Origin of the sequence: Gluconacetobacter sacchari (genome assembly GCF_014174255.1) — a bacterium.
GTDB classification, from domain to species: Bacteria; Pseudomonadota; Alphaproteobacteria; order Acetobacterales; family Acetobacteraceae; genus Gluconacetobacter; species Gluconacetobacter sacchari.
Map to the genome: position 1 here is coordinate 1 of NZ_JABEQJ010000047.1, position 20,871 is coordinate 20,871.

A 20,871-nucleotide genomic window follows, 5' to 3' on the forward strand; every position below is an offset into this window, starting at 1 on the left:
AGCTGGCGGGCCCAGGCGGAGCGGCTGGGGCGGCCCGCGCCGGCGTGGGACGCGCTGCGCGCCGACCTGCTGGCGCGGGCGCGGCCGGTGTTTCCGCTGGCGGGGGGCGACCTGGTGGCGGCCGGCATGGCGCCAGGCCCGGAGGTGGGGCGGCGGCTGGCGGAGGTGCGCGCGTGGTGGCGCGCGGGGGGATGCCGGGCGGATCGGCGGGCGTGCCTGGCCCATCTGGACGGGCTGATGGCGAATTCCGCCTGACGGCGGCGGGACGGGCGCGGGGGGAACGGCGTTGCTTTCCTTGTCACCCATGGCTTGTTAAAGGGCTGCATGAACGTCGTTTCATCCCGGACCCCGGTTTCTCCCCCGCCCGTGCCGCCGCCGGCCCGGCCCGTGGGACGCGATGCGCGCGAGCGGGGCATGGGCCTGATGCGGCGCCTGTGGCGCGAGGAAGTGCGCCGCCATCGCGCGCGGATCGCGGCCGTCATCGGGCTGACCGTGCTGATGGCGTCGCTGACCGGCCTGTATCCGCTGGTCATCCAGCGGGCGCTGGACATGTTCGCCGCCCACGATCCGCGCATTCTCTACCAGGTGCCGGCGCTGGTGATCCTGATCACCGCCGCCAAGGCGCTGTCGCAATACGGCCAGACCGTCGCCGTGCAGAATCTGGTGCTGGTGGTGATCCGCGGCTTGCAGGCGACGATGTTCGACCATCTGCTGCATGCCGACATCGCCCGTGTCGAGCGCGAGGCGCCGGCCCAACTCGCGGCGCGCTTCACCACCGATGCCGTCTCGATCCGCGAGGCGATGATCCGGGCCGTCAATTCGCTGGGCGATGTCGTCACCGTCGTGGGGCTGGTGGTGTCGATGTTCTACATGGACTGGGAGCTGAGCCTGATCGCGGCGGTGCTGTATCCGATCGCGGCGGTGCCGATCCAGCGGCTGGGCAGGAAGGTGCGACGGGCCTCGGGCGGGATGCAGGAGCGGATGGGCGAGACCTCCGCCCTGCTGACCGAGAGTTTTTCGCAGGCGCGCACCGTGCGGGTCTATCGCCTGGAAGGCGCCGAGACGCAGCGGGTCGATCATGCGTTCGACCAGTTGCATGCCGCCCTGCTGCGCATCGCGCGGGGGCGGGCGCGGGTCGATCCGGTGCTGGAAGTGCTGGGCGGGGGGGCCGTGGCCGCCGTGCTGGGCTTCGCCGGGTGGCGCGCGGCGCTGGGGGGCGCGACGCTGGGCGATTTTTCGGGCTTCGTGGCGGCGCTGCTGCTGGCGTCCCGCCCGTTGCGGGCGCTCGGGTCGCTGAATGCCGCCATGCAGGAAGGATTCGCGGGGCTGGAGCGGATCTTCGCCGTGATCGACGAGCCCGCCGACATCGTCGAGGCGGCCGATGCCCGGCCCCTGCCCGAGGGCAACGGGCACCTGCGGTTCGAGGCGGCGTCTTTCGTGTATCCCGACGGGCGGGTGGGGCTGGATGGGCTGAGTTTCGATGCCAGGCCGGGGCTGACGGTGGCGCTGGTCGGGCCGTCCGGGGCCGGGAAATCGACCGCTCTGTCGTTGATTCCGCGCCTGCATGACGTGAGCGGCGGGCGGATCGTGCTGGATGGGGTGGATCTGCGCGCCGTGCGGCTGGCCGATTTGCGCGATGCCATTGCCTATGTCAGCCAGGATACGCTGCTGTTCGACCTGTCGGTGGCGGAGAATATCCGGGTCGGCCGGCCGGCGGCGAGCGATGCCGACATTCGCGCGGCGGCGCGGGCGGCGGCGGCGGAGGCCTTTATCGACGCGTTGCCCGAGGGGTTCGCCACCCGCGTCGGGCCCGGGGGGCAGCGGCTGTCGGGCGGGCAGCGCCAGCGGGTGGCCCTGGCGCGCGCCCTGCTGCGCGATCCGCGCGTGCTGCTGCTGGACGAGGCGACCAGCGCGCTGGACAGCGAGAGCGAGGCGCTGGTGCAGGATGCGTTGGGGCAGTTGCGCCGGGGGCGGACGACCATCGTCGTGGCCCATCGGCTGTCGACCGTGCGCTCGGCCGACCTGGTGGTGGTGCTGGCCGACGGGCAGGGGGTGGAATGCGGCACCCATGCCGAACTGATGGCGGCCGACGGGCTGTATGCCCGCATGGTCAGGACCCAGGCGTTCGGTCTTTAGCCCGAGGGTGCGGGGATGCGACGCAGGGCGGTTGATGGATCGGGTTCTTCGTGCCATGGATTGACCGATCGGTTCGGTCATTCGACCGCGCCGCCGAGATGAGCTGGAACCCAAGAGGAATCGTATGGCCGAGCAAGACGGCGCAAGGTCGGGCGACACGCCGGAAAAACCGCCTACGAAGAAATCCAACCCGTTGGTCCGTGTCGGGCTGATCGCCTTTATCGTCGTCATTGCCGTGGGGGCCGGGGTGTACTGGTTCCTGACGCGGCACGACGTCGAGACGGATGACGCGTTTACCGCCGGCCGCGCGGTGACCATCGCGCCGCACGTGCGTGGCTATGTCACGGAACTGCTGGTGAACGACAATCAGTTCGTCCATGCCGGCCAGCTTCTGGCGCGGATCGACGACCGCGATTATCGCGCCGCGCGCGACAATGCGGCGGCGACGTTGCAGGTGGCGCAGGCGCAGGCGATCGGGGCGCAGTTTGGCCTGGCGGTTGCCGAGAAGGACTTCCCGGGCCGCCTGCAGGTGGCGCAGGGCCAGTTGCAGGCCGCCCAGGCGCAGCAATTCAGGGCCGAGACCGATTATCGCCGCCAGCATGCGGTGGCGCGGGCCGCGACGACGCAGCAGGATATCGACTATGCCACGGCGGCGCTCCAGGCCGCGAAGGCCCAGGTGACGCAGGCGGAAGGCAATTTGCGGATCGCCGAGCCGGTGCAGGCCAATATCTCGACCACCCAGACGCGGATCAGCCAGTACGACGCGCAGATCGCGCAGGCGCGGGCGCAACTGGCGCAGGCCGAGCTGAACCTGGGCTGGACGGAGATCCGCGCGCCGCATGACGGCTGGATCTCGCAGCGCAATATCGAGCGCGGCAGCTTTGCCAGCGAGGGGCAGTCGCTCTTCTCGATCGTCGAGCCGGAAGTGTGGGTGATCGCCAACTACAAGGAAACCCAACTGACCCATATGCGGCCGGGACAGAAGGTGGACATCGCCGTCGATGCCTATCCGTTCCTGGACCTGAAGGGGCATGTGGATTCGATCCAGCTTGGCACCGGTGCGACGTTCAGCGCCTTTCCGCCCGAGAACGCGACGGGCAACTATGTGAAGATCGTGCAGCGCGTGCCGGTGAAGATTCTGATCGACCAGGGATTGCGGCCCGACCTGCCGCTGTCGCTGGGCCTGTCGGTCGTGCCGACGGTGCATACGGAATGAGCGACGGCCCGGCCGCCGGCGCGTCCGCCCCGGCGGAGACGCCATGGAAGCCCAAGGCGAATCCATGGCTGATCGCGATCGTCGTGACGGTGGCCGCGTTCATGGAAATCCTGGACACGACCATCGTCAACGTCTCGCTGCCGCATATCGCCGGCAGCCTGTCCTCGACCTATGACGATGCGACCTGGACCCTGACATCCTATCTGGTGGCCAACGGCATCGTGCTGACCATCTCGGGGTGGTTGGGGAAGTTGCTGGGTCGAAAACGCTATTTCCTGATCTGCATCTTCATGTTCACCGTCTCGTCCTTTCTGTGCGGGATGGCGACCAGCCTGCCGGAGCTGATCATCTTCCGGCTGATGCAGGGATTCTTCGGCGGCGGGCTGCAACCCAACCAGCAATCGATCATCCTCGACACCTTTCCGCCCGAGAAGCGGGCGGCGGCGTTCGGGCTGACGGCGATCGCCACCATCGTGGCCCCCGTGATCGGGCCGGCGCTGGGCGGGTGGATCACCGACAATTATTCCTGGCGCTGGATCTTCTTCATCAACGTGCCGGTGGGGCTGGCGGCGACCTTCGCCGTGTCGATGATCGTCGAGGACCCGCCCTGGGCGCACAAGCAGAAGGCGCCGCTGGATGTCGTGGGGATCGGGCTGATCGCCATCGGTTTCGGCTGTCTGGAAGTCGCGGTCGATCGCGGCGAGGACGAGGACTGGTTCGGCTCCTCCATGATCCGCACCATGGCGGTGCTGGCGGTGCTGGGAATCGGCGGCGCGGTGGTGTGGCTGTTGCGGACCAAGAAGCCGGCCGTGAACCTGCGCGTGTTCAAGGACCGGAACTTCGCCACCGGCACCATGCTGATCGGGGCGGTGGGGGCGCTGCTCTATGCGTCCGCGATCATCGTGCCGCAATTCGCGCAGCAGGTGATGGGCTATACCGCCACCCTGTCGGGCCTGATCCTGTCGCCCGGCGGCATCGCGGTGATCACCCTGATTCCGCTGGTCGGGCGGTCGATGAAATATATCAGCCTGCGGGCGCTGATCGCGACGGGCTTCTTCCTGATGGGCGTGTCGCTGTTCTGGTCGGCGCATCTGGTGCCGTTGCTGGATTTCCGTCACCTGGTGATGTTCCGCATGGCGCAGACGGCCAGCCTGGCGTTTCTGTTCGTGCCGATTTCGACCATCACCTTCGCCACGCTGCCGCGCGAGTTGAATGCCGATGCGTCGGCGCTGTTCAGCATGGCGCGCAACGTGCTGGGGTCGATCGCGATTTCGGGCTCGACCGCCATGCTGACCGAGATCCGCCAGGCGCATCAGACGCAGATGGTGCATTGGATGACGCCGTTCCATCAGCCCTATAACGACTATCTGGCGCGGGCGCGGCAGGCGGCGTCGGGGCATGGGGTGGCGCAGGGGGCGGTGAATGCGGTCGCGCAGCACCGGCTGTTCGTGGAATTCACGCGGCAGATCGCGATCCTGGCCTATAACGAGGTGTTCATGATCCTGGGGATCGGGGCGTTTCTGGTGGTGCCGTTCTGCTTCCTGCTGTCGCCCATCAAGGGGGGCGGCAAAAAGCCGTCGGCCGGGCATTGAGCGGCGGCAGGACCCGGCGGCGCGTGATTTCGGTCGTTTCGGCCGCCATCGTGCGGGACGGGGCGCTGCTGGTGGTGCGCAAGCGCGGCACCGGCAGTTTCATGCTGCCGGGCGGCAAGGCGGAGCCGGGCGAGAGCGAAGCCGAGACGCTGCGACGCGAACTGCACGAGGAACTGGGCTGCCGGCTGCGGCCGGAGGGGCTGGGGCTGCTGGGCCATTTCGAGGCGCCGGCGGCCAATGAGCGCGGGTGGGTCGTGCGGGCGGCGGTCTATCGTGGGGACCTGGACGGCACGCCGGTGGTCGCGGCGGAGATCGCGGAAATGCTGTGGCTGGATGTGGAGGGCGAGGAAGAGCCGCCGATCCGCCTGGCCCCGCTGTTGAACCGGCATGTGCTGCCGGCGTTGCGCGTGCCCGCCGCGTAGTGCGGCGGATGACGAAATCGTACAAATGACCTTGGATCGCTGCTTCAGTTCGTGAAGCATGGGGTGTTGTGCTCATCCTCGGGCTGGACCGGGATGATCATCTCACGGTTCGACAGGACGTTCGGCCCCGATGGTGAACGTTGAACCGGGCGGCGATGCCCGCGTGTCCGGACGAACGCCAGAGGCGCTCGTTGAAGACATATCCATCCAGTGCTTCCTGCCACCCATCGAGATCCGGATGCCTGCCTCGTGCCGTGCAGGCATGGCACCAGCGTTCGCGGGTAATGGATAATTATACGATACAAAATAGTTATTTCAAAGTGGACAAACCTGACAAAGTTAGCGGGACCCCCTTGGGGGTTCTTTGTTTTTTGATTAAAAATCAACATATTAAAAAATACGAGTAAAATCGCTTATAATCATCGCCCCGGAATGTATCCTGCCCAAGCCATAACGGCACAGGGTTTGATGGGCAGGAGGCCCGGCATGATGACCAAGAGCGAAACCGTCAGCACCTATCTGCGGCCGATCGATCGGGACGGGCTGCTGAAATTCGCGCAAAAAGGGCGTGAAAACCCGGATACGTTCGGGACCAACAAGGTCCATACGGTATGCGAGGGCCAATATCGCACGCTCAGCTACGTGGGCGACCATGCCCCTGTCGTCGTGGACGAGCCGCCGCATCTGTTCGGCCAGAACACGGCCCCGGCACCGGGCGAGATCGTTCTGTCCGCGCTGGGCGGGTGCCTCGCGGTGGGGATTACCGCGGTCGCGACCTGCCGCAATGTGCGGTTGACCCGCCTGGAACTGTGGCTGGAAGGCGATATCAGCAATACCGCCGCCTGGGGCGCAGACGGGGCCGACCGCAGGCCCGAGCAGATGGGATTCCAGCGCATTCGCGTCCGCGTTGCGGTGGAGGGCGATGCCACGCCGGAGGAATTCGACGACATCGTCCAGCACGCCAATGTCTTCTCGCCGGTTGCCAACAGCATACGCAACCCCATTCCCATGACCATCGGCCTGGCGGACTGAACCTGTCCGCCATCGGCGTCCGCCCGCAGGGAAGGGGAGTTTGAACGTCCATGTCAGCTAGCACATCCGTATCGCCCGTTCTTCCGACGGACGTCGATCTTCTTGCCCGGGTGGAGGACATCGCGCGGGGGCCGCTGGCGCGATGCGCCGTCGCGATCGACCGCCAGGGCTATTACCCGCTGGATATCATGCGGCAACTGGGCGCGGCGGGCGCCCTGGCCCCCCATCTGGAAAGCCGTGGCCGGGACTTCGGGCTTGCGCTGCGCGCCATGGCGGCCGTCAGCCGGCAATGCGGATGCACGGGGTTCCTGATGTGGTGCCACATGGTCTGCGGGCTCTATCTGGAACGCGCGCCCGACCCGGCGCTGAACACCGTCCTGCTGGAACGCCATGCCGGGGGGGAGTCTTTCGGCGGAACGGCCCTGTCCAACCCCATGAAGGCCCTTGCCGGCATCGAACGCATGGCGCTGTCGGCCAGCCGGGTCGAGGGGGGATTTCTGGTCAGCGGCAACCTGCCCTGGGTCAGCCATATCGCCCCCGGGCAATATTGCGGCGCGATGGCGCGCAGGGACGGGGAGGCGGGACAGGAGATTCTCTTTCTCCTGCGCCTGGACGATGACGGTCTTCTTGCCCCCTGCCCGCATTTTTCGGGGATGGAGGGCAGCAGTACCTGGGGTCTGCGTCTGAAGCGGCATTTCGTGCCGGATCGCGACGTCATCGCCCATCCGGCGCAGCCCATGGTGACCGCCATCAAGGCGCCCTTCATCCTGCTGCAAGCCGGCATGGCCGCCGGGATCGTGCAGGGTTGCATCGATTCCATGTACGAGGCGGATGCCCAGCTCGGCCATGTGAACCGCTTCCTGGAAGATCGCCCCGATATGATGCGGCAGGAACTGGATGCGTTCCTCGAGCGCGCCCTGTTGCTGGCGGGGACGCCGGACCGGACGGAGACCGACTATCTGCTCGATGTTCTGGACGTGCGCGTATGGGCGAGCGAACTGGCATTGCGGGCCGCGCAATCCGGCCTGCTGCATCATGGCGCGCGAGGGTATCTGAGCGATGCGGCCCCGCAGCGGCGCATGCGCGAGGCGCAGTTCGTCGCGATCGTGACGCCCGCCATCAAGCATCTGCGCCTGGAAATCGCGCGGCTTGCGGCGGAGGATTTTCCGGCATGAACGCGGCGTATGAGGAAGCGGACGCATTCCGCAGATATATCTGCATCGTCTGTGGCTGGATCTATGACGAGGCCCTGGGCGACCCCGACAGCGGCCTGCCGCCCGGAACCCGGTTCGACGATATTCCCGACGACTGGTCCTGCCCGCTATGCGGTGTCTGTAAAGCCGATTTCGAGCCCTATCTGCCTGTCGCGCCCGATGCGGTGCCGGCCACCCCGACCCAGATCCCGGGGCGGTCCTCGGGCACCATATGGGACGCGGTGATCGTGGGGGCGGGTAGCGCGGGCTGGAGCGTGGCGGAACGGCTGCGGGCGCTGGCGCCGTCGGCCAGCATCGTCATGGTGAGCGCCTGCGATGCCGATCGCTATGCGAAGCCGCTCCTGTCGGTGGCGCTGTCGCGCCGGCTCGATCTGGGCGATATCCGCTCGGCCGGCGGCGAGGAGGCCGCGCTGGAGCTGGACGTGCGCCTGTTGTCCCGAACGGTCGTGTCGGGCATCGAGCCGTCCGGCCGCCGGGTGCGCACCACCTCCGGCACGCTGCGCTATCGGAGCCTGGTGCTGGCCTATGGCGCCCGCCCGATCCCGTGTCCGGAACTGCCGGACAGTCTGGTCTGGCGCATCAACACGCTACGGTCCTGGCAAGGGCTGCGCGCGCGGATCGGCGCCCGATCCCGGCATATCGTCGTGGTCGGGGCCGGGTTGATTGGCTGCGAACTCGCCGAGGACGCGGTGCTGAGCGGGCATGACGTCACCCTGCTGTGCCGTGACGACGTGCCGCTGCGCGGCATGCTGCCTGCCGAGGCGGGGGCGGTGGTGGCGGAGCGTCTGCGCGCGACGGGCATCCGGCTGGTGACGGATTGCCGCGTGACCGGGGTGCGCGGCGCGGGTGACGGCGTGGAGATCGAGATGCAGGCGGCGGGTGATGCCGCGTGCCTGCCGGCCGATATCGTCATCGCCGCGACGGGCCTGCGGACCGATCTGCGCCTGGCGCGGGTGGCGGGGATTGAAACGGACTGCGCCATCGCGGTCGACCCGGCGACCATGCGGACCTCGGCGCCCGATATCTATGCGCTGGGCGACTGCGTGAGCCTGAATGGCGTGCCATGCCGGTATATCGCGCCGCTGGCCGGCCAGGCGGATGTGATCGCCCACCAGATCCTGGGGCACGCGCATGCGGGCTATCGGCACCGGTCGCCGAAGATACGGCTCAAGAGCAGAACCGCCGGGTTCGCATTATCCGGCCAGCCGCACCCCGACATGCCGTGGGAGCCGGTCGATCAGGTGCCCGGGCGACTGGTCATGCAGCAGCGCCGCGGCGACACCGTCATCGCCCGGCTGGAGGTCTGAACCGATGCGCGACGATATCTGTTTCAGCGGCGGGCATCTCTTTCGCGCGTCGTCGGTGACGGACGGAACGGGGGCGGCGTGTGCCTGCGGCGCGCATGGGCCGATCATGACCGGGGGGCGGCGCCGCTTTATCGGCGGGCTGGCTGCGGGGGCCGTGTTCGCGGGGGGCGGCATGGGGGCACTGGCCGATCCGCCCGCCATCATCGGGGGGAGTACCGCCCGGGTGCCGGTGGAACGCCCGGACCTGGCGATCGGCTTCGTGCCGATCAGTTGCGCCGCGCCGCTGATCATGGCCATGGCCAAGGGGTTTTTCCGGCAGGAGGGGCTGAACGTCCAGTTGCACAAGACGGCCGGCTGGGCGCTGATCCGCGACAGGCTGCTGGACGGGTCGCTGGATGGCTCGCACCTGCTGTCGCCGATGCCGTTGTCGCTCTCGCTGGGGCTGGGCAGCCACGCGATCCAGCCCGTGCGCGCGCTGACCATGCAGAACATCAACGGCCAGGCGCTGACGATGGCACTGAAACATTGGAAAAATCGGGACCCCCGCCAGTGGAAAGGCATGACGTTCGCCATTCCCTTTGAATTTTCCATGCATAATCTGCTGCTGCGCGCCTATCTGGCGCAATATGGTCTCGATCCCGACCGGGATGTGTCGCTGCGGGTGACCGCACCGCCGGACATGGTGGCCAACCTGCGGGCCGGCAATATCGACGGCTTCCTGGGTCCCGAGCCGTTCAACCAGCGCGCCGTATACGAACAGGCCGGATTCCTGCATGTCCTCAGCGCGGATTTGTGGGATGGGCATCCCTGCTGCGCCTTCGGCGTCACGGCCGCGTTCATGGCGCAATATCCCGGCACATACCGCGCCATGCAGCGTGCCATGATTCGCGCCGCCTATTTCATGCAGGACCCGGCCAACCGGCTGGAGGCCGCCCGGATCATGGCGCAGCCCGCCTATCTCAACCAGCCGGAAATCGTGATTCGCCAGAGCCTGACAGGCCATTATGCCGACGGGCTGGGCATGGTCCGCGACAATCCGCGACGTGCCGGGTTTTCGCCCTATCCCTATCCGTCCATGGCGGTGTGGATTCTCTCGCAGTTCTCGCGCTGGGGGTATCTGAAAGACGCGGTCCCCTGCCAGGACATGGCGCAACAGGTGTTCCTGATCGATGAAGTCCGCAGGCAGGTGGCCGACATGGGGTTGCCCCTGCCCGCCGCCGCGCGGAACGACTGGCCGGACTACGCCATCATGGGCCGGGCCTTCGATCCGCTCCATCCCCCATCCTACAGCCGGTGATCGCCGCCATGCCCGTCCAGGAAAGACGTCTTTCCCTTTTCCTCTCACTGGCCGTGCTGTGCTGCGGCCTGCTGTTGTGGCAATACGCCACCCATCCCACGGTTTCGCATTCGCCCTACGGCATTCCCGAGGGCAATGCGGAATATCAGCGGCTGATGGGACGCGATGCCGCCACGGCGCATGCCAGCGGCTTTCCGACGCCCGCCGAATTCGTACGGAGCGCGATGGACGAATTGCGCGCGCCGCTGCGCGACAATGGACCCGGCGACCGGGGCATCGGCTGGCAATTGGGGGCTTCGCTGCTGCGGGTCGCGGTCGGCTATGGGCTGGCGGTGCTGGTGGCGGTGCCTTTGGGCTTCGCCTTCGGCCTGCATCCGGTGCTCCAGCGCGCGTTCAACCCCTTCGTGCAGATCCTGCGCCCCATCTCGCCCCTGGCCTGGATGCCGGTCGCACTCTACACCATCCGCAATGCGGAAGGATGCGGCATCTTCGTCATCTTCATCTGTTCGCTGTGGCCGATCCTGCTGAACACCTCGTTCGGCGTGACGACGATCCGACGGGAATGGCTGAACGTGGCGCGCACGCTGGAAGTGCGCTGGCCGCAGCGGCTGGGGCTGGTGCTGCTGCCCGCCGCCGCCCCGGCCATCGTCACCGGCATGCGGATCGGGCTGGGCGTCGCCTGGCTGGCGATCGTCGCGGCCGAAATGCTGGTCGGCAGTTCGGGCATTGGATATTTCGTGTGGAATCAATGGAACAACCTGTCCCTGTCCAACGTCATCCTGGCGATTCTCCTGATCGGCGCGACGGGGATGCTGCTGGATAGCGTCCTGGCCCTGGTTCAGCGGAGCGTGCGCTATGCCGAATGATCTGTCGGCCTCCGCGCCGCTGCACCGGACGACGGAACCCCGCGTGCTGGTGCGGGTATCGGACATGGGCAAGCAATATCGCCAGAACAGTCCGATGGTGTTCGAGAATGTCTCGTTCGATATCCACCAGGGTGATTTCGTCTGCCTGATCGGTCATTCCGGATGCGGAAAAAGTTCGATCCTGAACATTCTTGCCGGCCTGGAGCAGCCCACGACCGGCGGCGTCATCATCGACGGACGGGAAGTCACCCGGCCCGGGCTGGACCGGGGAGTGGTGTTCCAGGGGCACGCGCTGCTGCCGTGGATGACCGCGCTGCAGAACGTGGCGTTCGCGGTGCGGGCGCGCGAACCGGCGGCCTCGCGCCACGCGGTGCGGGAGAAGGCGGAGCACTACCTGGCCATGGTCGGGCTGGCGAAGGCGATGCACAAGAAACCGTTCGAACTCTCGGGCGGCATGCGTCAGCGGGTCGGGATCGCCCGGGCGTTTTCGACGCAGCCGCGGCTTCTGCTGATGGACGAGCCGTTCGGGGCGCTGGATGCGCTGACGCGCGGCCTGATCCAGGAGGAACTGCTGAGGATCTGCACGGAAACGCGACAGACCGTCTTCATGATCACGCATGATGTGGACGAGGCCATTCTGCTGGCCGACCGCGTGCTGCTGATGAGCAATGGGCCGTCGGCAAAACTGGCCGAGGACGTGGCCAATCCGCTGCCGCGCAGCCGTACGCGCGAGCGCATGCATCATGAAAGCGGATTTTACGAATTTCGCAATCATCTGGTCGATTTCCTGGTGCGGCGATCCGCGCTGGTCCAGAGCGACCCGAACCTCTGAAAGGAGATATACCCATGACCGTTTTCAAGAATCGTGCCGACGTGACCGCCGCCATCGTCGCCGCCCGCGTTGCCAGGGGCCTGACATGGAAGGCGGTGGCCGAGCATATCGGCCAGAGCAAGGAATGGACGACCTCGGCCTGCCTGGGGCAGATGACGTTCGGCGCGAAAAGCGCGGAGAAGATCGTCGCATTGTTCGATCTGGACGCGTCCGCCCTGCCGTGGTTGCAGGTGCCGCCCAGCAAGGGGACGCTCGACGGCGGCGCGCCGTCCGATCCGTTGCTGTATCGCTGGTATGAAATCGTCAGCGTGTACGGGCCGGCGATCAAGGAACTGATCCACGAGGAATTCGGCGACGGCATCATGAGCGCGATCGATTTCCGGCTGGATATCGAACGCGAACCGCATGCGGCCGGCGACCGGGTCAATGTGACGATGTCGGGGAAGTTCCTGCCCTACAAAGCCCATTGACCGTCTGACCGGGCCGCGTGCGCGCGGCCCGGTGCGGTCTGTGACATCTTTTCCAATGCGACGATGTTATTTCGATAACGAAATAATAAGGATGATTCATGCGTGCGATCGGACCCGATTTCGTGAAACGACCCGCGCGTGCGCGGATATGGAACAGGCTGGTTCCGGCGGCATGGTTCGGCATCAGTCTGGCCGGCCCGGCGCTGGCCGATGCACCGGAAAAAGCCGAGACGAAGGCGCCGGCCGCTGCGGGCTTGCGTATCGCCTCCCTCCCGCGCCCGGTCATCCTGCCCCCGCCCGCGTCTGCACGGCCGACATGGTATGGCGTGTTCGGCGCCGCGAAGGGGGCGGCATCGGGTTTTGGCACGGTGGCCCCATACGGTCAGGCGCGCTGGGCGGAGGATTGGAAGTTTCTCGCGAGGGCGGCCCCCGATATCCGCCGGCGGGACTGGTTCAATCGGTTGAAATATATCCGCCTGAACGACAATGGAACGATCTGGCTGAGCCTGAACGGTGAGGAACGGCTGCGCTACGTGTTCGAAACCCAGCCCGCCATGGGAAAGGCCGGCGTCACGAATGCGAGCCGGATCCTGCTGCGCAACCAGTATGGCGCGGACCTGCATCTGGGTACGCATGTGCGCATCTATGCGGAACTGCTGGACGCCGTGGCCGGGGGGGCCAACACCTATGGCTACAATACCGGCCTGCAACGCGAGCGGCTGGATCTTCAGCAGGGGATCTTCGAGGTCCGGGGAACGCTGCTCAACGCCCATATGGGTGCGATGGGCGGCCGGCAGATTTTCCTCGATGCCCCGGTATCGATGCAGTCCGCGCGCGATATCCCGAACGTGCAGCAGACATGGGACGGTTTCAGGGGATATGCCATATGGAAGAATTTCCGCGTGGATATCTTCGATTTTCTTCAGACAAATAAAGCGCCTGTCGGAATTTTTTCGGATGGAACGAATTATGCCGGACGGCTGTACGGGGGGTACGGTTCTCTCGCGCTTCCGACATTCAGTTTCATGGGTAAGTCCAGCCAGCTTTTCCTCGATACGTTCTTCATCGGCTACCTGTATGGCGGCCCGACGGCGGGTCTCGCGGCGGCGAAACCCGGAACCGTGCATGCGGGTAGCACCCGACGCGACGGCGTCGGTGGACGGCTGTGGGGTAATCTGGCGGCGTTTACCATCAGCCTGACGGGGATCTACCAGGGTGGATCGTTCCGTCAGGCGAATGACGCGCCGCATCGCGCGGTCGATGCCTTCGCGGTCAATGGCAGTGCCGTCTACAGTTTTTCCTGGATCCGGGGCAAGCCGTCGCTGGGCGTGCAGGCGGATGTGTTTTCGGGCGGCGACTATAACCGGACCAGCGGGTCGGTCGGTACGTTCGGTACGCCGTATTTTCCTCTGCCTTACTATAATGATGTGACGCTGAGCCTGAACGATCAGAATCTGGTCGGCGTCGGGCCGCTCTTTTCCTATCAGGTCTCGCGGAGGCTGGCGGTGCAGTTTCACGCGCCATTTTTCTGGCGCGAGAGTACGCAGGATGCTATCTACGGCGTCGGTCGCATCTATGCGCCGCGCTCGGCTCTGGGAGGCGGTTATATCGGGGTGGAGCCGCAGCTTCAACTGGCCTGGAACTTTGCGCCACACTGGACGTGGACGCACGATATCGCGGGGCTTGCCGTATCCCACGCGCTACAGGATGCCGGCCTGCGATCGAGTTTGATGTCCATGCAGACGATGCGCTTTGTTTTCTGAATGGCGTCCCGGAACAGCGGGGATGGTGCGGGAGGGGCTTTCGCCCGTGCTTTCCTTCGACCGGACGGGTACGGGCGTTCATGACGATCGAACGGGAGAGGCATGAGCGACGCGGACGGCATGGATCATTTCTCGGCGGAATTCTGGCGTTCGCAGGAAATGCTGTTGCTGCGCAGTGTCACGACCCTGGTGGGTCGGCAATCGGGTACCGCCGCGATCTGCCGGGAGGTGGTGCATCTGCTGTCCGAATTGCTGGGGCTCAACCGGGCACGCATCCTCTGGCGCGACACGGACGGCACCGCCTATCGCATCCGTTACGCCTATGGTCTGACAAAAGAGGAAATCGCGCGGGGGGTCTATCAGGAGGGCGAAGGGATCACCGGTACCGCACTGCGCGACAAACACTTGATTATCGTCCAGGATATCGATCGGGAGCCCTTGTTTCTGGGCCGGGCGGTCCGCAGGGAGAGCCTGCCGCCGGGCAAGGTCGCCTTTATCGCCATGCCGATCCTGTTGCCGCGCAACGAAGTGGGATTGCTCGCCTGCCATCGCCTGCGGCACCGCAGGCGGGCGCTGGCCGACGACGTGGCGATTCTGCAGATCCTCGTGACGCTCGTGGGGCAGATGCTGACCTTGCACAATCGTGTCGAGGAAGAAAAGCGCGCGCTGCACGAACATAATGCCCTGCTGGAACGAGCCCTCAAAGCGTCCAGCCGCCATGGCATCATCGGCAATTCGCCGGCGCTGCTGCGGGTGCTGACCGAGCTTGAGGGGGTTTCGGCCTCCGACTCGCCGCTGCTGCGGGAAGGCGAGACCAGCACGGGAAAGGAACTGTTCGCGCGCGCACTGCACACTGCCAGCGCGCGCGGCACATCGTCGTTCGTCCGCGTCAACTGCGTTTCCGTCGCCGAGCAGTCGTTCGAGCGGGAATTCTTCGGCTACGAGCGCGGGGCGTTCGTCGGCGCGCGGGACCGGCAGATCGGCTATCTGGAACAGGCCAGCGGGGGGACGCTCTTTCTGGATGACGTCAACGAACTTCCTCTGTCGGTGCAGGCGCGGCTGCTGCATGCGCTGGAACGCGGCACGATCGCGCGGATCGGCGCGAGCCGGCAGGTGAAGATCGACGTCCGTGTCGTGAGCGCCAGTAGCACGCCGCTGAAGCGCCAGATGGAGGAGAGCCGGTTCCGATATGATCTTTTCTATCGGTTGAACACGATTTCCATCCGGCTTCCCGCGCTGCGGGAGCGTCCGGAGGACGTGCCGTTGCTGGCCAATCATTTTCTCGGTCAGTTCAACCAGAAATATCAGCGCAACATCAATCTGTCGGCATCGGCTCTGTCCCTGCTGGCGCGGCATGACTGGCCCGGCAATGTCCGCCAGTTGAGCGGCGCCATGGAATATGTCGTGCTGATGGCCAGGGAGCCGATGATCGCGGCGCGGGACCTGCATGCCCTGCTGCGGAGCAAGCTGTTCGATACCACCGCCGCGAGTATCGCGCCCGCCCCGGTCCTGCGTCCGTACCTGCCCGCGTCATCCCATTCGCGCGAGGAGCTGATCGCCCTGCTGCGCCATAATGGGGGCAACCGCTCCAATGCCGCGCGGCAACTGGGGATTACCACGCGGCAGCTTTCTTACCGCCTCAAGCTGCTGAATATCTCCGCTCGGGATATTCTGTAGGAGGTTGGACGGTTCGAACGGCGCCCGTTTCACGCGGGCTGATGACGGTCGGCTGTGGGGGGCGTGTTTCTCAGGATATGTCGATGACGACCTTGCCGATTCCGCGTGCTCCGGCGAAATGGCGATAGGCCTCCCGGGCTTCGCCGAACGGGAAAACGCGATCGATCGGCGGGTACAGGCGGTGTGTCGTGATGGCGTCGTTCATCGCCTCGAACATCGCGCGTGATCCGACATTGACGCCTTCCAGCAGCAGGTTGCGGCGCATGATGTTCGTGGGGTCGATCTGGCCGCCCGTCAGGACGCCGATCAGGTGAATCGCGCCCCCGAAGCGGCAGGCTTCCATCGAGTTGGGCAGTGTGCCGGCGCCGCCGACCTCGATGACGTGGTCCGCGCCGCCCTGCTCCGCGATGACGCGGCCCCAGTCCGGCTGATCGCGATAATTGAGCGTTTCCTGGGCGCCTATCTCGCGCATCAGGATGCGTTTGGCGTCGTCGGAGGAGGTCGCGATCACATGGGCGCCGGCCATGAGGGCGAACTGGAGCGCGAAGAGCGAAACGCCCCCCGTACCGAGCAGCAGGACGCGTTGCCCGGGCAGAAGCGTGCGCGCGCCGCCGAAGAGCGCGTGCCAGGCCGTGAGCGCGGCGCAGGGGAGGGTGGCCGCTTCCTGAAAGGTCAGGTGATCGGGAAGCCCGATCAGGCCGTCCTCGTCGAACAGGCGATATTCCGTCAGGACGCCATCGACCCGGCCGCCGAGCGCCGAGCCTGCCATGCGCTCGGACAGCGCGCCGCCGGCCCAGGCCTGAAAGAACAGGCCGGCGACGCGATCGCCCGCGCCATCGGACAGGGGAACGAGATCCACCGCCTTGGCCCGGGGCAGGCGTCCGCGGGCGACGGTCAGGTCGCGATAATTCAGCGAGGCCGCGCACAGCCTGACCAGCACCTGGCGGTATGCGGGCGTGGGTATCCGCCTGTCTGGACAACCAGATTGTCGATACTGCCCAGGCTTGGGAAAATATAGGATTTCATGATGTCCGAGCCTTTTTGTCCCGCGGGGGCCTTATCCGGAGAGAAGGCGGCATGATGGCGACCGCGCCGCGCCGGATGTCCAGTAAAATGACAATCTCCCTTGGCGCATCGACGGTTTTTTCCGGCCAGGCGATCTTGGCACGGCGACCCGGTCGGGCGGCGTGGCCTTTCAGTCTGCGTCGTGGGCCGAGGGTCTGTTCTCCTGGCGCCATCTGAGTTCGGCGGGTGAGTTCGGCGCGGGTGGCCTGAACCCGTCGAGCGTCCATAGCTCGAACGGCGTCTCGTCGACATGCAGTTCCCAGCGATGACCGCGCCCGGCGATGGCGGTCGGCCGCGCTGATGCGTGGCATGGTTACTCCAATGACTGGAGTTTATCCAGCTCTAATGATTGGAGTGACAGATTGTCGTGCCCTGCCTGGCATGCCGCCGATCTTTCATGGGGTATGCGGCGATGCGGTCGAAGGGTTTTGAGAGGATGGCGTGTTCGGTCGCGGCTGTGATGGGCGCGATCGGCGATCGTTGGGGCATGCTCGTCATGCGCGATCTCATCCTGGGTCTGAGACGTTATGACGATCTGTGTCGGTCGACAGGCGTGACGAACGCGACCCTGGCGGATCGGCTCGGCGCGGAACATGTTCGGGCCGTGGCTGGCCGTGGTGCCGACGATCTGATGCGGTGGCGCTTGAACCGCTCGTCCTGAAGGACATCCGGCGGTCGGGGCGCGTTGGAACGGACGTTATGGAAACCAGTGGCGTGGCGTTTCGTCCGCCCGGGCCGCGGGCGGTCAGTCGGCGGGGTGGGCGTAGGGGGCGAAGTCCTGGGCCAGGGTCTGGTAGATGGGGCGCTTGAAGCCGACATTGCGGTCGGGCAGCGTGGCCAGATCGACCCACTGCCAGGCGTCGAATTCCGCCGGGAGGTGGGCGTCGAGCCGGATGTCGGCGTCGGTGCCGGTGAAGCGCAGGGCGAACCATTGCTGGGTCTGGCCACGATAGCGGCCGCCCAGCGCCTTGCCGAGCAGGGCCGGAGGCAGGTCGTAGGTCAGCCAGCGCGGGTGCGCGGCGACGATCCGGGCGCGGTCGGTGCCGATTTCCTCGTGCAGTTCGCGCAGCACGGCCTGTTCGGGGGCCTCGCCGTCATCGATGCCGCCTTGCGGGCACTGCCAGGTGCCCTCGGACGGCGGGCCGCCCGCGCCGGGCATGTCGGTGCGCCGGCCGATCAGGACCTGGCCGCGGTCGTTGAACAGCATGGCCCCGACATTGCGGCGGTAGGGCAGGGAAGCCGCATCAGTCATGATGCGGCAGGTTCGCCGGCGAGGCATCCGCCGTGTGCGGGCCGTTGGCCATGGCGCGGACGATCTTCAGCCCCTGCTGCAACTGGAAGTCGGTCGCGGGCTTGGTCATGTCGAAGGCGGGCCAGTTGGGCGGCGGCTGGTTGGGGATGGAGGCGACGATCGGCGGCAGGTCGACCCGCGACGGCGGCTTGGCGGTGTTGCCGCCCTGGTTCTTGATGATATGGCTGAGATCGGCCTCGCGGATGCTGTAGCCGGGATCGTCGCGGGTTTCGCGCACCGCCACGTCGGGGACGATGCCCAGGCCCTGGATCGAGCGGCCCGACGGCGTGTAGTAGCGCGCGGTGGTCAGGCGCAGCGCGCCGTCGCCGGGAATCGGCAGGATGGTCTGCACCGAGCCCTTGCCGAAGGTTTTCTCGCCGACCAGCACGGCGCGCTGATGGTCCTGCAACGCGCCGGCGACGATTTCGCTCGCCGAGGCCGAGCCGCCATTGATCAGCACCACCATCGGCAGGCCGTCGGTGATGTCGGTGCCGTGGGCGTCCCACCGCTGGCTTTCCTGCGGGTGGCGGGCGCGGGTCGAGACGATTTCGCCATTGCGGATGAAATCGGAGCTGACGGCGATCGCCTGGTTGAGCAGGCCGCCCGGGTCGGAGCGCAGGTCCAGCACCAGGCCGGTCAGGTGGCCGTGGGCCTGGGTCTTCAGCTTCTGGTAGGCGGCTTCCAGCCCCGGGTCGGTTTCCTCGTTGAATTCCGACACCCGGATATAGCCGGTCGAATCGTAAAGGGCCGACTTGATGACCTGGAGATGGATGATCGCCCGCGTCATCGTCACGATGATCGGCTTGGGTGTCTTCTCGCGGATCAGGGTCAGGGAGATCTTGGTATCCGGCTTGCCCTTCATGCGCTGCACGGCGTCGTCCAGCGGCAGGCCGTCGATGTTCTTGCCGTCGATGGCGACGATGTAGTCTCCGGTCTTGATGCCGGCCTTGGCGGCGGGGGTGTCGTCGATCGGCGAGACGACGCGGATGTGGCCGTCCTCGCCCTGGACTTCCAGCCCGAGTCCGCCGTACTCGCCCTTGGTGCGGGTTTGCAGGTCGGCGTACTGTTTCTCGGTCATGTAGGAACTGTGCGGGTCGAGGCCGCTCAGCATGCCGTTCAGCGCGTTGATGATCAGTTCGCGGTTCGAGACCTGGTCGACGTAATTCGCCTTCACCTGTTCCAGCACATGGCCGAACAGCGACAGCAGGCGGAAATTCTCGGCCGGCGAGTCCGAGTCGCTGTCCTTGGCCAGGCTGGCGGCGAGGGCGTTGGATGTCAGGCTGTTCCCTCCGGCGAGGGAGAGGTGGGCGATCTGGGGCCCCGCCGCGATGCCTGCCAGAAAGGCGCAGCCGAGCAGCAGGCCGGTGCGGAACGTCATACCGTGCGTCTCCTGAGTGAAACCGCCCCTGCCGTGGACGGTGGGGGGCTCCGTGCCGTCGGAAAGGCACGGACCATCGTCATTTCGGCGATCTTATACCGAACTTGCGCCCGGCGGAAACCGTCGAGAGCGGCGCTATAGAAACGGGGCGGGATCGACCGCCCCGCCGCCGTGGCGCAATTGCACGAACAGGGTCGGCCGGGCGCCCTGGCCGGCCCAGTCGGGCATGCGGCCCACCGGCGCGCCATGCGCCAGCGCCTGGCCGGTCGAGACCGCCAGCGCCCCGAGCCCGGCCAGGACGAAGCGGTCGTGACGGCCGCAATCGAGGATGATCATCTGGCCGTACGAGCGGAACACGCCGGCGAAATCGACCTGTCCCGCGCATGGCGCGCGCACGGTGGCGCCGGAGGGCGGGGCATAGGTGATGCCGGTGGCGGGGCCGGACTCGGTCGTGGTGCCCCAGGCGGTGACGATCGTGCCGGGGACCGGCGCGCCCCGGCCGGCCGGGGTGCCGGGGGCGCGCGCGCTGAGCCCGGGCCCTGGCCCCTGGGCGATGGCGGCGGCGCGGGCGCGGGCGGTCGCGGCCTCGTCGGCGCGATGGGCCCGGATGGCGGCCTGGGCGGCCTGTTCCAGCCGGTCCTCGGCGGCTTTTTCCAGGGCTTCGATCCGGTTGACGGCGTCTTGCAGGCTGCTGGCCTGGCGGGTCGCGTCCTCGACCTGGCGGGCCGCCCGCGTCGCGGCGCCGTTCGATCGCTGCTGGGCCTGGCGCGCGGCCTCGGCGGCGCGGGCGACGCTGTCGCGCTGGGCGGCCTGCTGCTGCTGGAGCGCCGACAATTGCGCGGTCCGGGCGGCCAGGTCGGCATCCAGCGCCGCCAGGGCGGCGCGGCGCGTGCGGATGGCGTCGGCCCGCTGTTCGAGCTGGGCCGACAGGCCCTGGATGACGAGCAGGCCGGCGATGGCGCGGTCGGGCGGGACCGGGGCGGCCAGCAGCGTATCGGCGGGATAGCGCGCCAGCCGGGCGGCCAGCGGCAGCATCGGCGTGATGGCGGCCGAGTCGCGCGCCAGTTCCGCCCGCAGGCGGGCCTGTTCGGCGCGCAGGGCGGCCACGCGGTCGGCGAGATCGGCCGTCTGCTGTTCGGTCTGCTGCAAGCGGGTCGTGGCATCGACCGTGGCGGCCGAGAGGGCGGCGGCGCGGGCCGTGTCCTGACGGGCCTGCGCGCGCGCGGCGTCGCGCGCGGCGGTGCGGGTGGCCAGGTCGCGGGCCTGGCGCCGCTGGCGGGCGACCAGGGCCTGCTGGGCCGCCTGGGCCTGCG

General features: G+C 67.0%; 19 protein-coding genes and 1 pseudogene. 15 read left to right on the forward strand and 5 right to left on the reverse strand.

The genetic code is table 11. The features are described from left to right. The 14 genes and pseudogenes from HLH48_RS21345 to HLH48_RS21410 form a co-directional block, all read left to right on the forward strand. Positions 1-255 (forward strand): annotated as a pseudogene (locus HLH48_RS21345) (CCA tRNA nucleotidyltransferase); the annotation flags it as partial. A gap of 159 nt (positions 256-414) precedes the next feature. After that, complete coding sequence (locus HLH48_RS21350; RefSeq protein WP_246387660.1) at positions 415-2,136, forward strand: ABC transporter ATP-binding protein; 1,722 nt, start codon at positions 415-417, stop codon at positions 2,134-2,136. Between the two features lie 124 nt (positions 2,137-2,260). Next, the gene (locus HLH48_RS21355) at positions 2,261-3,352 is read left to right on the forward strand and encodes an HlyD family secretion protein (RefSeq protein ID WP_182999491.1); all 1,092 of its coding nucleotides are present in this window, start codon (positions 2,261-2,263) and stop codon (positions 3,350-3,352) included. Further along, complete coding sequence (locus tag HLH48_RS21360) at positions 3,349-4,944, forward strand: DHA2 family efflux MFS transporter permease subunit (RefSeq protein ID WP_182999492.1); 1,596 nt, start codon at positions 3,349-3,351, stop codon at positions 4,942-4,944. Before HLH48_RS21355 ends, HLH48_RS21360 begins: the two co-directional genes overlap by 4 nt. A gap of 23 nt (positions 4,945-4,967) precedes the next feature. Next, entirely contained in the window at positions 4,968-5,366 is a 399-nt protein-coding gene (locus HLH48_RS21365) for an NUDIX hydrolase (protein ID WP_264812526.1), read from the forward strand. 486 nt (positions 5,367-5,852) lie between these two features. Continuing rightward, positions 5,853-6,398 (forward strand): OsmC family protein, encoded by a 546-nt coding sequence (locus HLH48_RS21370; RefSeq protein ID WP_246387658.1) that lies wholly within the window; start codon positions 5,853-5,855, stop codon positions 6,396-6,398. A 50-nt stretch (positions 6,399-6,448) separates the two neighbouring features. Next, entirely contained in the window at positions 6,449-7,573 is a 1,125-nt protein-coding gene (locus HLH48_RS21375; protein WP_182999494.1) for an acyl-CoA dehydrogenase family protein, read from the forward strand. After that, positions 7,570-8,919, forward strand: coding sequence for an FAD-dependent oxidoreductase (locus HLH48_RS21380; RefSeq protein ID WP_182999495.1), 1,350 nt, complete (start codon positions 7,570-7,572; stop codon positions 8,917-8,919). Before HLH48_RS21375 ends, HLH48_RS21380 begins: the two co-directional genes overlap by 4 nt. A 4-nt stretch (positions 8,920-8,923) precedes the next feature. Then, the gene (locus HLH48_RS21385; protein WP_220795256.1) at positions 8,924-10,216 is read left to right on the forward strand and encodes a CmpA/NrtA family ABC transporter substrate-binding protein; all 1,293 of its coding nucleotides are present in this window, start codon (positions 8,924-8,926) and stop codon (positions 10,214-10,216) included. 8 nt (positions 10,217-10,224) lie between these two features. After that, positions 10,225-11,082 (forward strand): ABC transporter permease, encoded by an 858-nt coding sequence (locus tag HLH48_RS21390; RefSeq protein WP_182999496.1) that lies wholly within the window; start codon positions 10,225-10,227, stop codon positions 11,080-11,082. Further along, positions 11,072-11,914, forward strand: a complete 843-nt coding sequence (locus tag HLH48_RS21395; protein WP_182999497.1) for an ABC transporter ATP-binding protein — start codon at positions 11,072-11,074, stop codon at positions 11,912-11,914. Before HLH48_RS21390 ends, HLH48_RS21395 begins: the two co-directional genes overlap by 11 nt. A gap of 14 nt (positions 11,915-11,928) precedes the next feature. Continuing rightward, positions 11,929-12,384 carry a cyanase gene (gene cynS / locus HLH48_RS21400; RefSeq protein WP_182999498.1) on the forward strand — a complete coding sequence of 152 codons (456 nt, stop codon included), beginning with the start codon at positions 11,929-11,931 and terminating at the stop codon, positions 12,382-12,384. Between the two features lie 98 nt (positions 12,385-12,482). Next, complete coding sequence (locus HLH48_RS21405; RefSeq protein ID WP_182999499.1) at positions 12,483-14,147, forward strand: alginate export family protein; 1,665 nt, start codon at positions 12,483-12,485, stop codon at positions 14,145-14,147. Positions 14,148-14,249: 102 nt separating this feature from the next. Further along, on the forward strand, positions 14,250-15,824 hold the full coding sequence (locus tag HLH48_RS21410) for a sigma-54-dependent Fis family transcriptional regulator (protein WP_182999500.1): 1,575 nt from the start codon (positions 14,250-14,252) through the stop codon (positions 15,822-15,824). Positions 15,825-15,894: 70 nt separating this feature from the next. Here HLH48_RS21410 and HLH48_RS21415 read toward each other — a convergent pair whose 3' ends face one another. Continuing rightward, the gene (locus tag HLH48_RS21415) at positions 15,895-16,764 is read right to left on the reverse strand and encodes a zinc-dependent alcohol dehydrogenase family protein (RefSeq protein ID WP_264812525.1); all 870 of its coding nucleotides are present in this window, start codon (positions 16,762-16,764) and stop codon (positions 15,895-15,897) included. 255 nt (positions 16,765-17,019) lie between these two features. After that, positions 17,020-17,172: a tautomerase family protein gene (locus HLH48_RS21420; RefSeq protein ID WP_182999506.1), complete on the reverse strand. Its 153-nt coding sequence runs from the start codon at positions 17,170-17,172 to the stop codon at positions 17,020-17,022. Between the two features lie 114 nt (positions 17,173-17,286). Between HLH48_RS21420 and HLH48_RS23415 the strand changes: the two genes are divergently transcribed. Next, entirely contained in the window at positions 17,287-17,550 is a 264-nt protein-coding gene (locus HLH48_RS23415) for a winged helix-turn-helix transcriptional regulator (protein WP_246387659.1), read from the forward strand. Positions 17,551-17,634: 84 nt separating this feature from the next. Here HLH48_RS23415 and HLH48_RS21430 read toward each other — a convergent pair whose 3' ends face one another. The 3 genes from HLH48_RS21430 to HLH48_RS21440 all read right to left on the reverse strand — a co-directional run. After that, a complete protein-coding gene (locus tag HLH48_RS21430) occupies positions 17,635-18,141 on the reverse strand; it encodes an RNA pyrophosphohydrolase (protein ID WP_182999501.1) in 507 nt (168 codons plus the stop codon). Beyond that, positions 18,134-19,558 (reverse strand): S41 family peptidase, encoded by a 1,425-nt coding sequence (locus HLH48_RS21435; protein ID WP_182999502.1) that lies wholly within the window; start codon positions 19,556-19,558, stop codon positions 18,134-18,136. The genes HLH48_RS21430 and HLH48_RS21435 overlap by 8 nt, the downstream gene beginning before the upstream one ends. 135 nt (positions 19,559-19,693) lie before the next feature. After that, positions 19,694-20,871: murein hydrolase activator EnvC family protein (locus HLH48_RS21440; RefSeq protein ID WP_182999503.1), on the reverse strand; the 1,178-nt coding region annotated here is incomplete at its 5' end.

Bases quoted from the DNA above. Each gene is read 5' to 3' on its own strand.
- HLH48_RS21370 (WP_246387658.1), top strand. From the start codon at position 5,853: ATGATGACCAAGAGCGAAACCGTCAGCACCTATCTGCGGCCGATCGAT.
- HLH48_RS21380 (WP_182999495.1), top strand. From the start codon at position 7,570: ATGAACGCGGCGTATGAGGAAGCGGACGCATTCCGCAGATATATCTGC.
- HLH48_RS21435 (WP_182999502.1), bottom strand. From the start codon at position 19,558: ATGACGTTCCGCACCGGCCTGCTGCTCGGCTGCGCCTTTCTGGCAGGC.
- HLH48_RS21395 (WP_182999497.1), top strand. From the start codon at position 11,072: ATGCCGAATGATCTGTCGGCCTCCGCGCCGCTGCACCGGACGACGGAA.
- HLH48_RS21390 (WP_182999496.1), top strand. From the start codon at position 10,225: ATGCCCGTCCAGGAAAGACGTCTTTCCCTTTTCCTCTCACTGGCCGTG.
- HLH48_RS21360 (WP_182999492.1), top strand. From the start codon at position 3,349: ATGAGCGACGGCCCGGCCGCCGGCGCGTCCGCCCCGGCGGAGACGCCA.
- cynS (WP_182999498.1), top strand. From the start codon at position 11,929: ATGACCGTTTTCAAGAATCGTGCCGACGTGACCGCCGCCATCGTCGCC.
- HLH48_RS21405 (WP_182999499.1), top strand. From the start codon at position 12,483: ATGCGTGCGATCGGACCCGATTTCGTGAAACGACCCGCGCGTGCGCGG.
- HLH48_RS21410 (WP_182999500.1), top strand. From the start codon at position 14,250: ATGAGCGACGCGGACGGCATGGATCATTTCTCGGCGGAATTCTGGCGT.
- HLH48_RS21385 (WP_220795256.1), top strand. From the start codon at position 8,924: ATGCGCGACGATATCTGTTTCAGCGGCGGGCATCTCTTTCGCGCGTCG.
- HLH48_RS21350 (WP_246387660.1), top strand. From the start codon at position 415: ATGGGCCTGATGCGGCGCCTGTGGCGCGAGGAAGTGCGCCGCCATCGC.
- HLH48_RS21375 (WP_182999494.1), top strand. From the start codon at position 6,449: ATGTCAGCTAGCACATCCGTATCGCCCGTTCTTCCGACGGACGTCGAT.
- HLH48_RS23415 (WP_246387659.1), top strand. From the start codon at position 17,287: ATGGGGTATGCGGCGATGCGGTCGAAGGGTTTTGAGAGGATGGCGTGT.
- HLH48_RS21355 (WP_182999491.1), top strand. From the start codon at position 2,261: ATGGCCGAGCAAGACGGCGCAAGGTCGGGCGACACGCCGGAAAAACCG.
- HLH48_RS21430 (WP_182999501.1), bottom strand. From the start codon at position 18,141: ATGACTGATGCGGCTTCCCTGCCCTACCGCCGCAATGTCGGGGCCATG.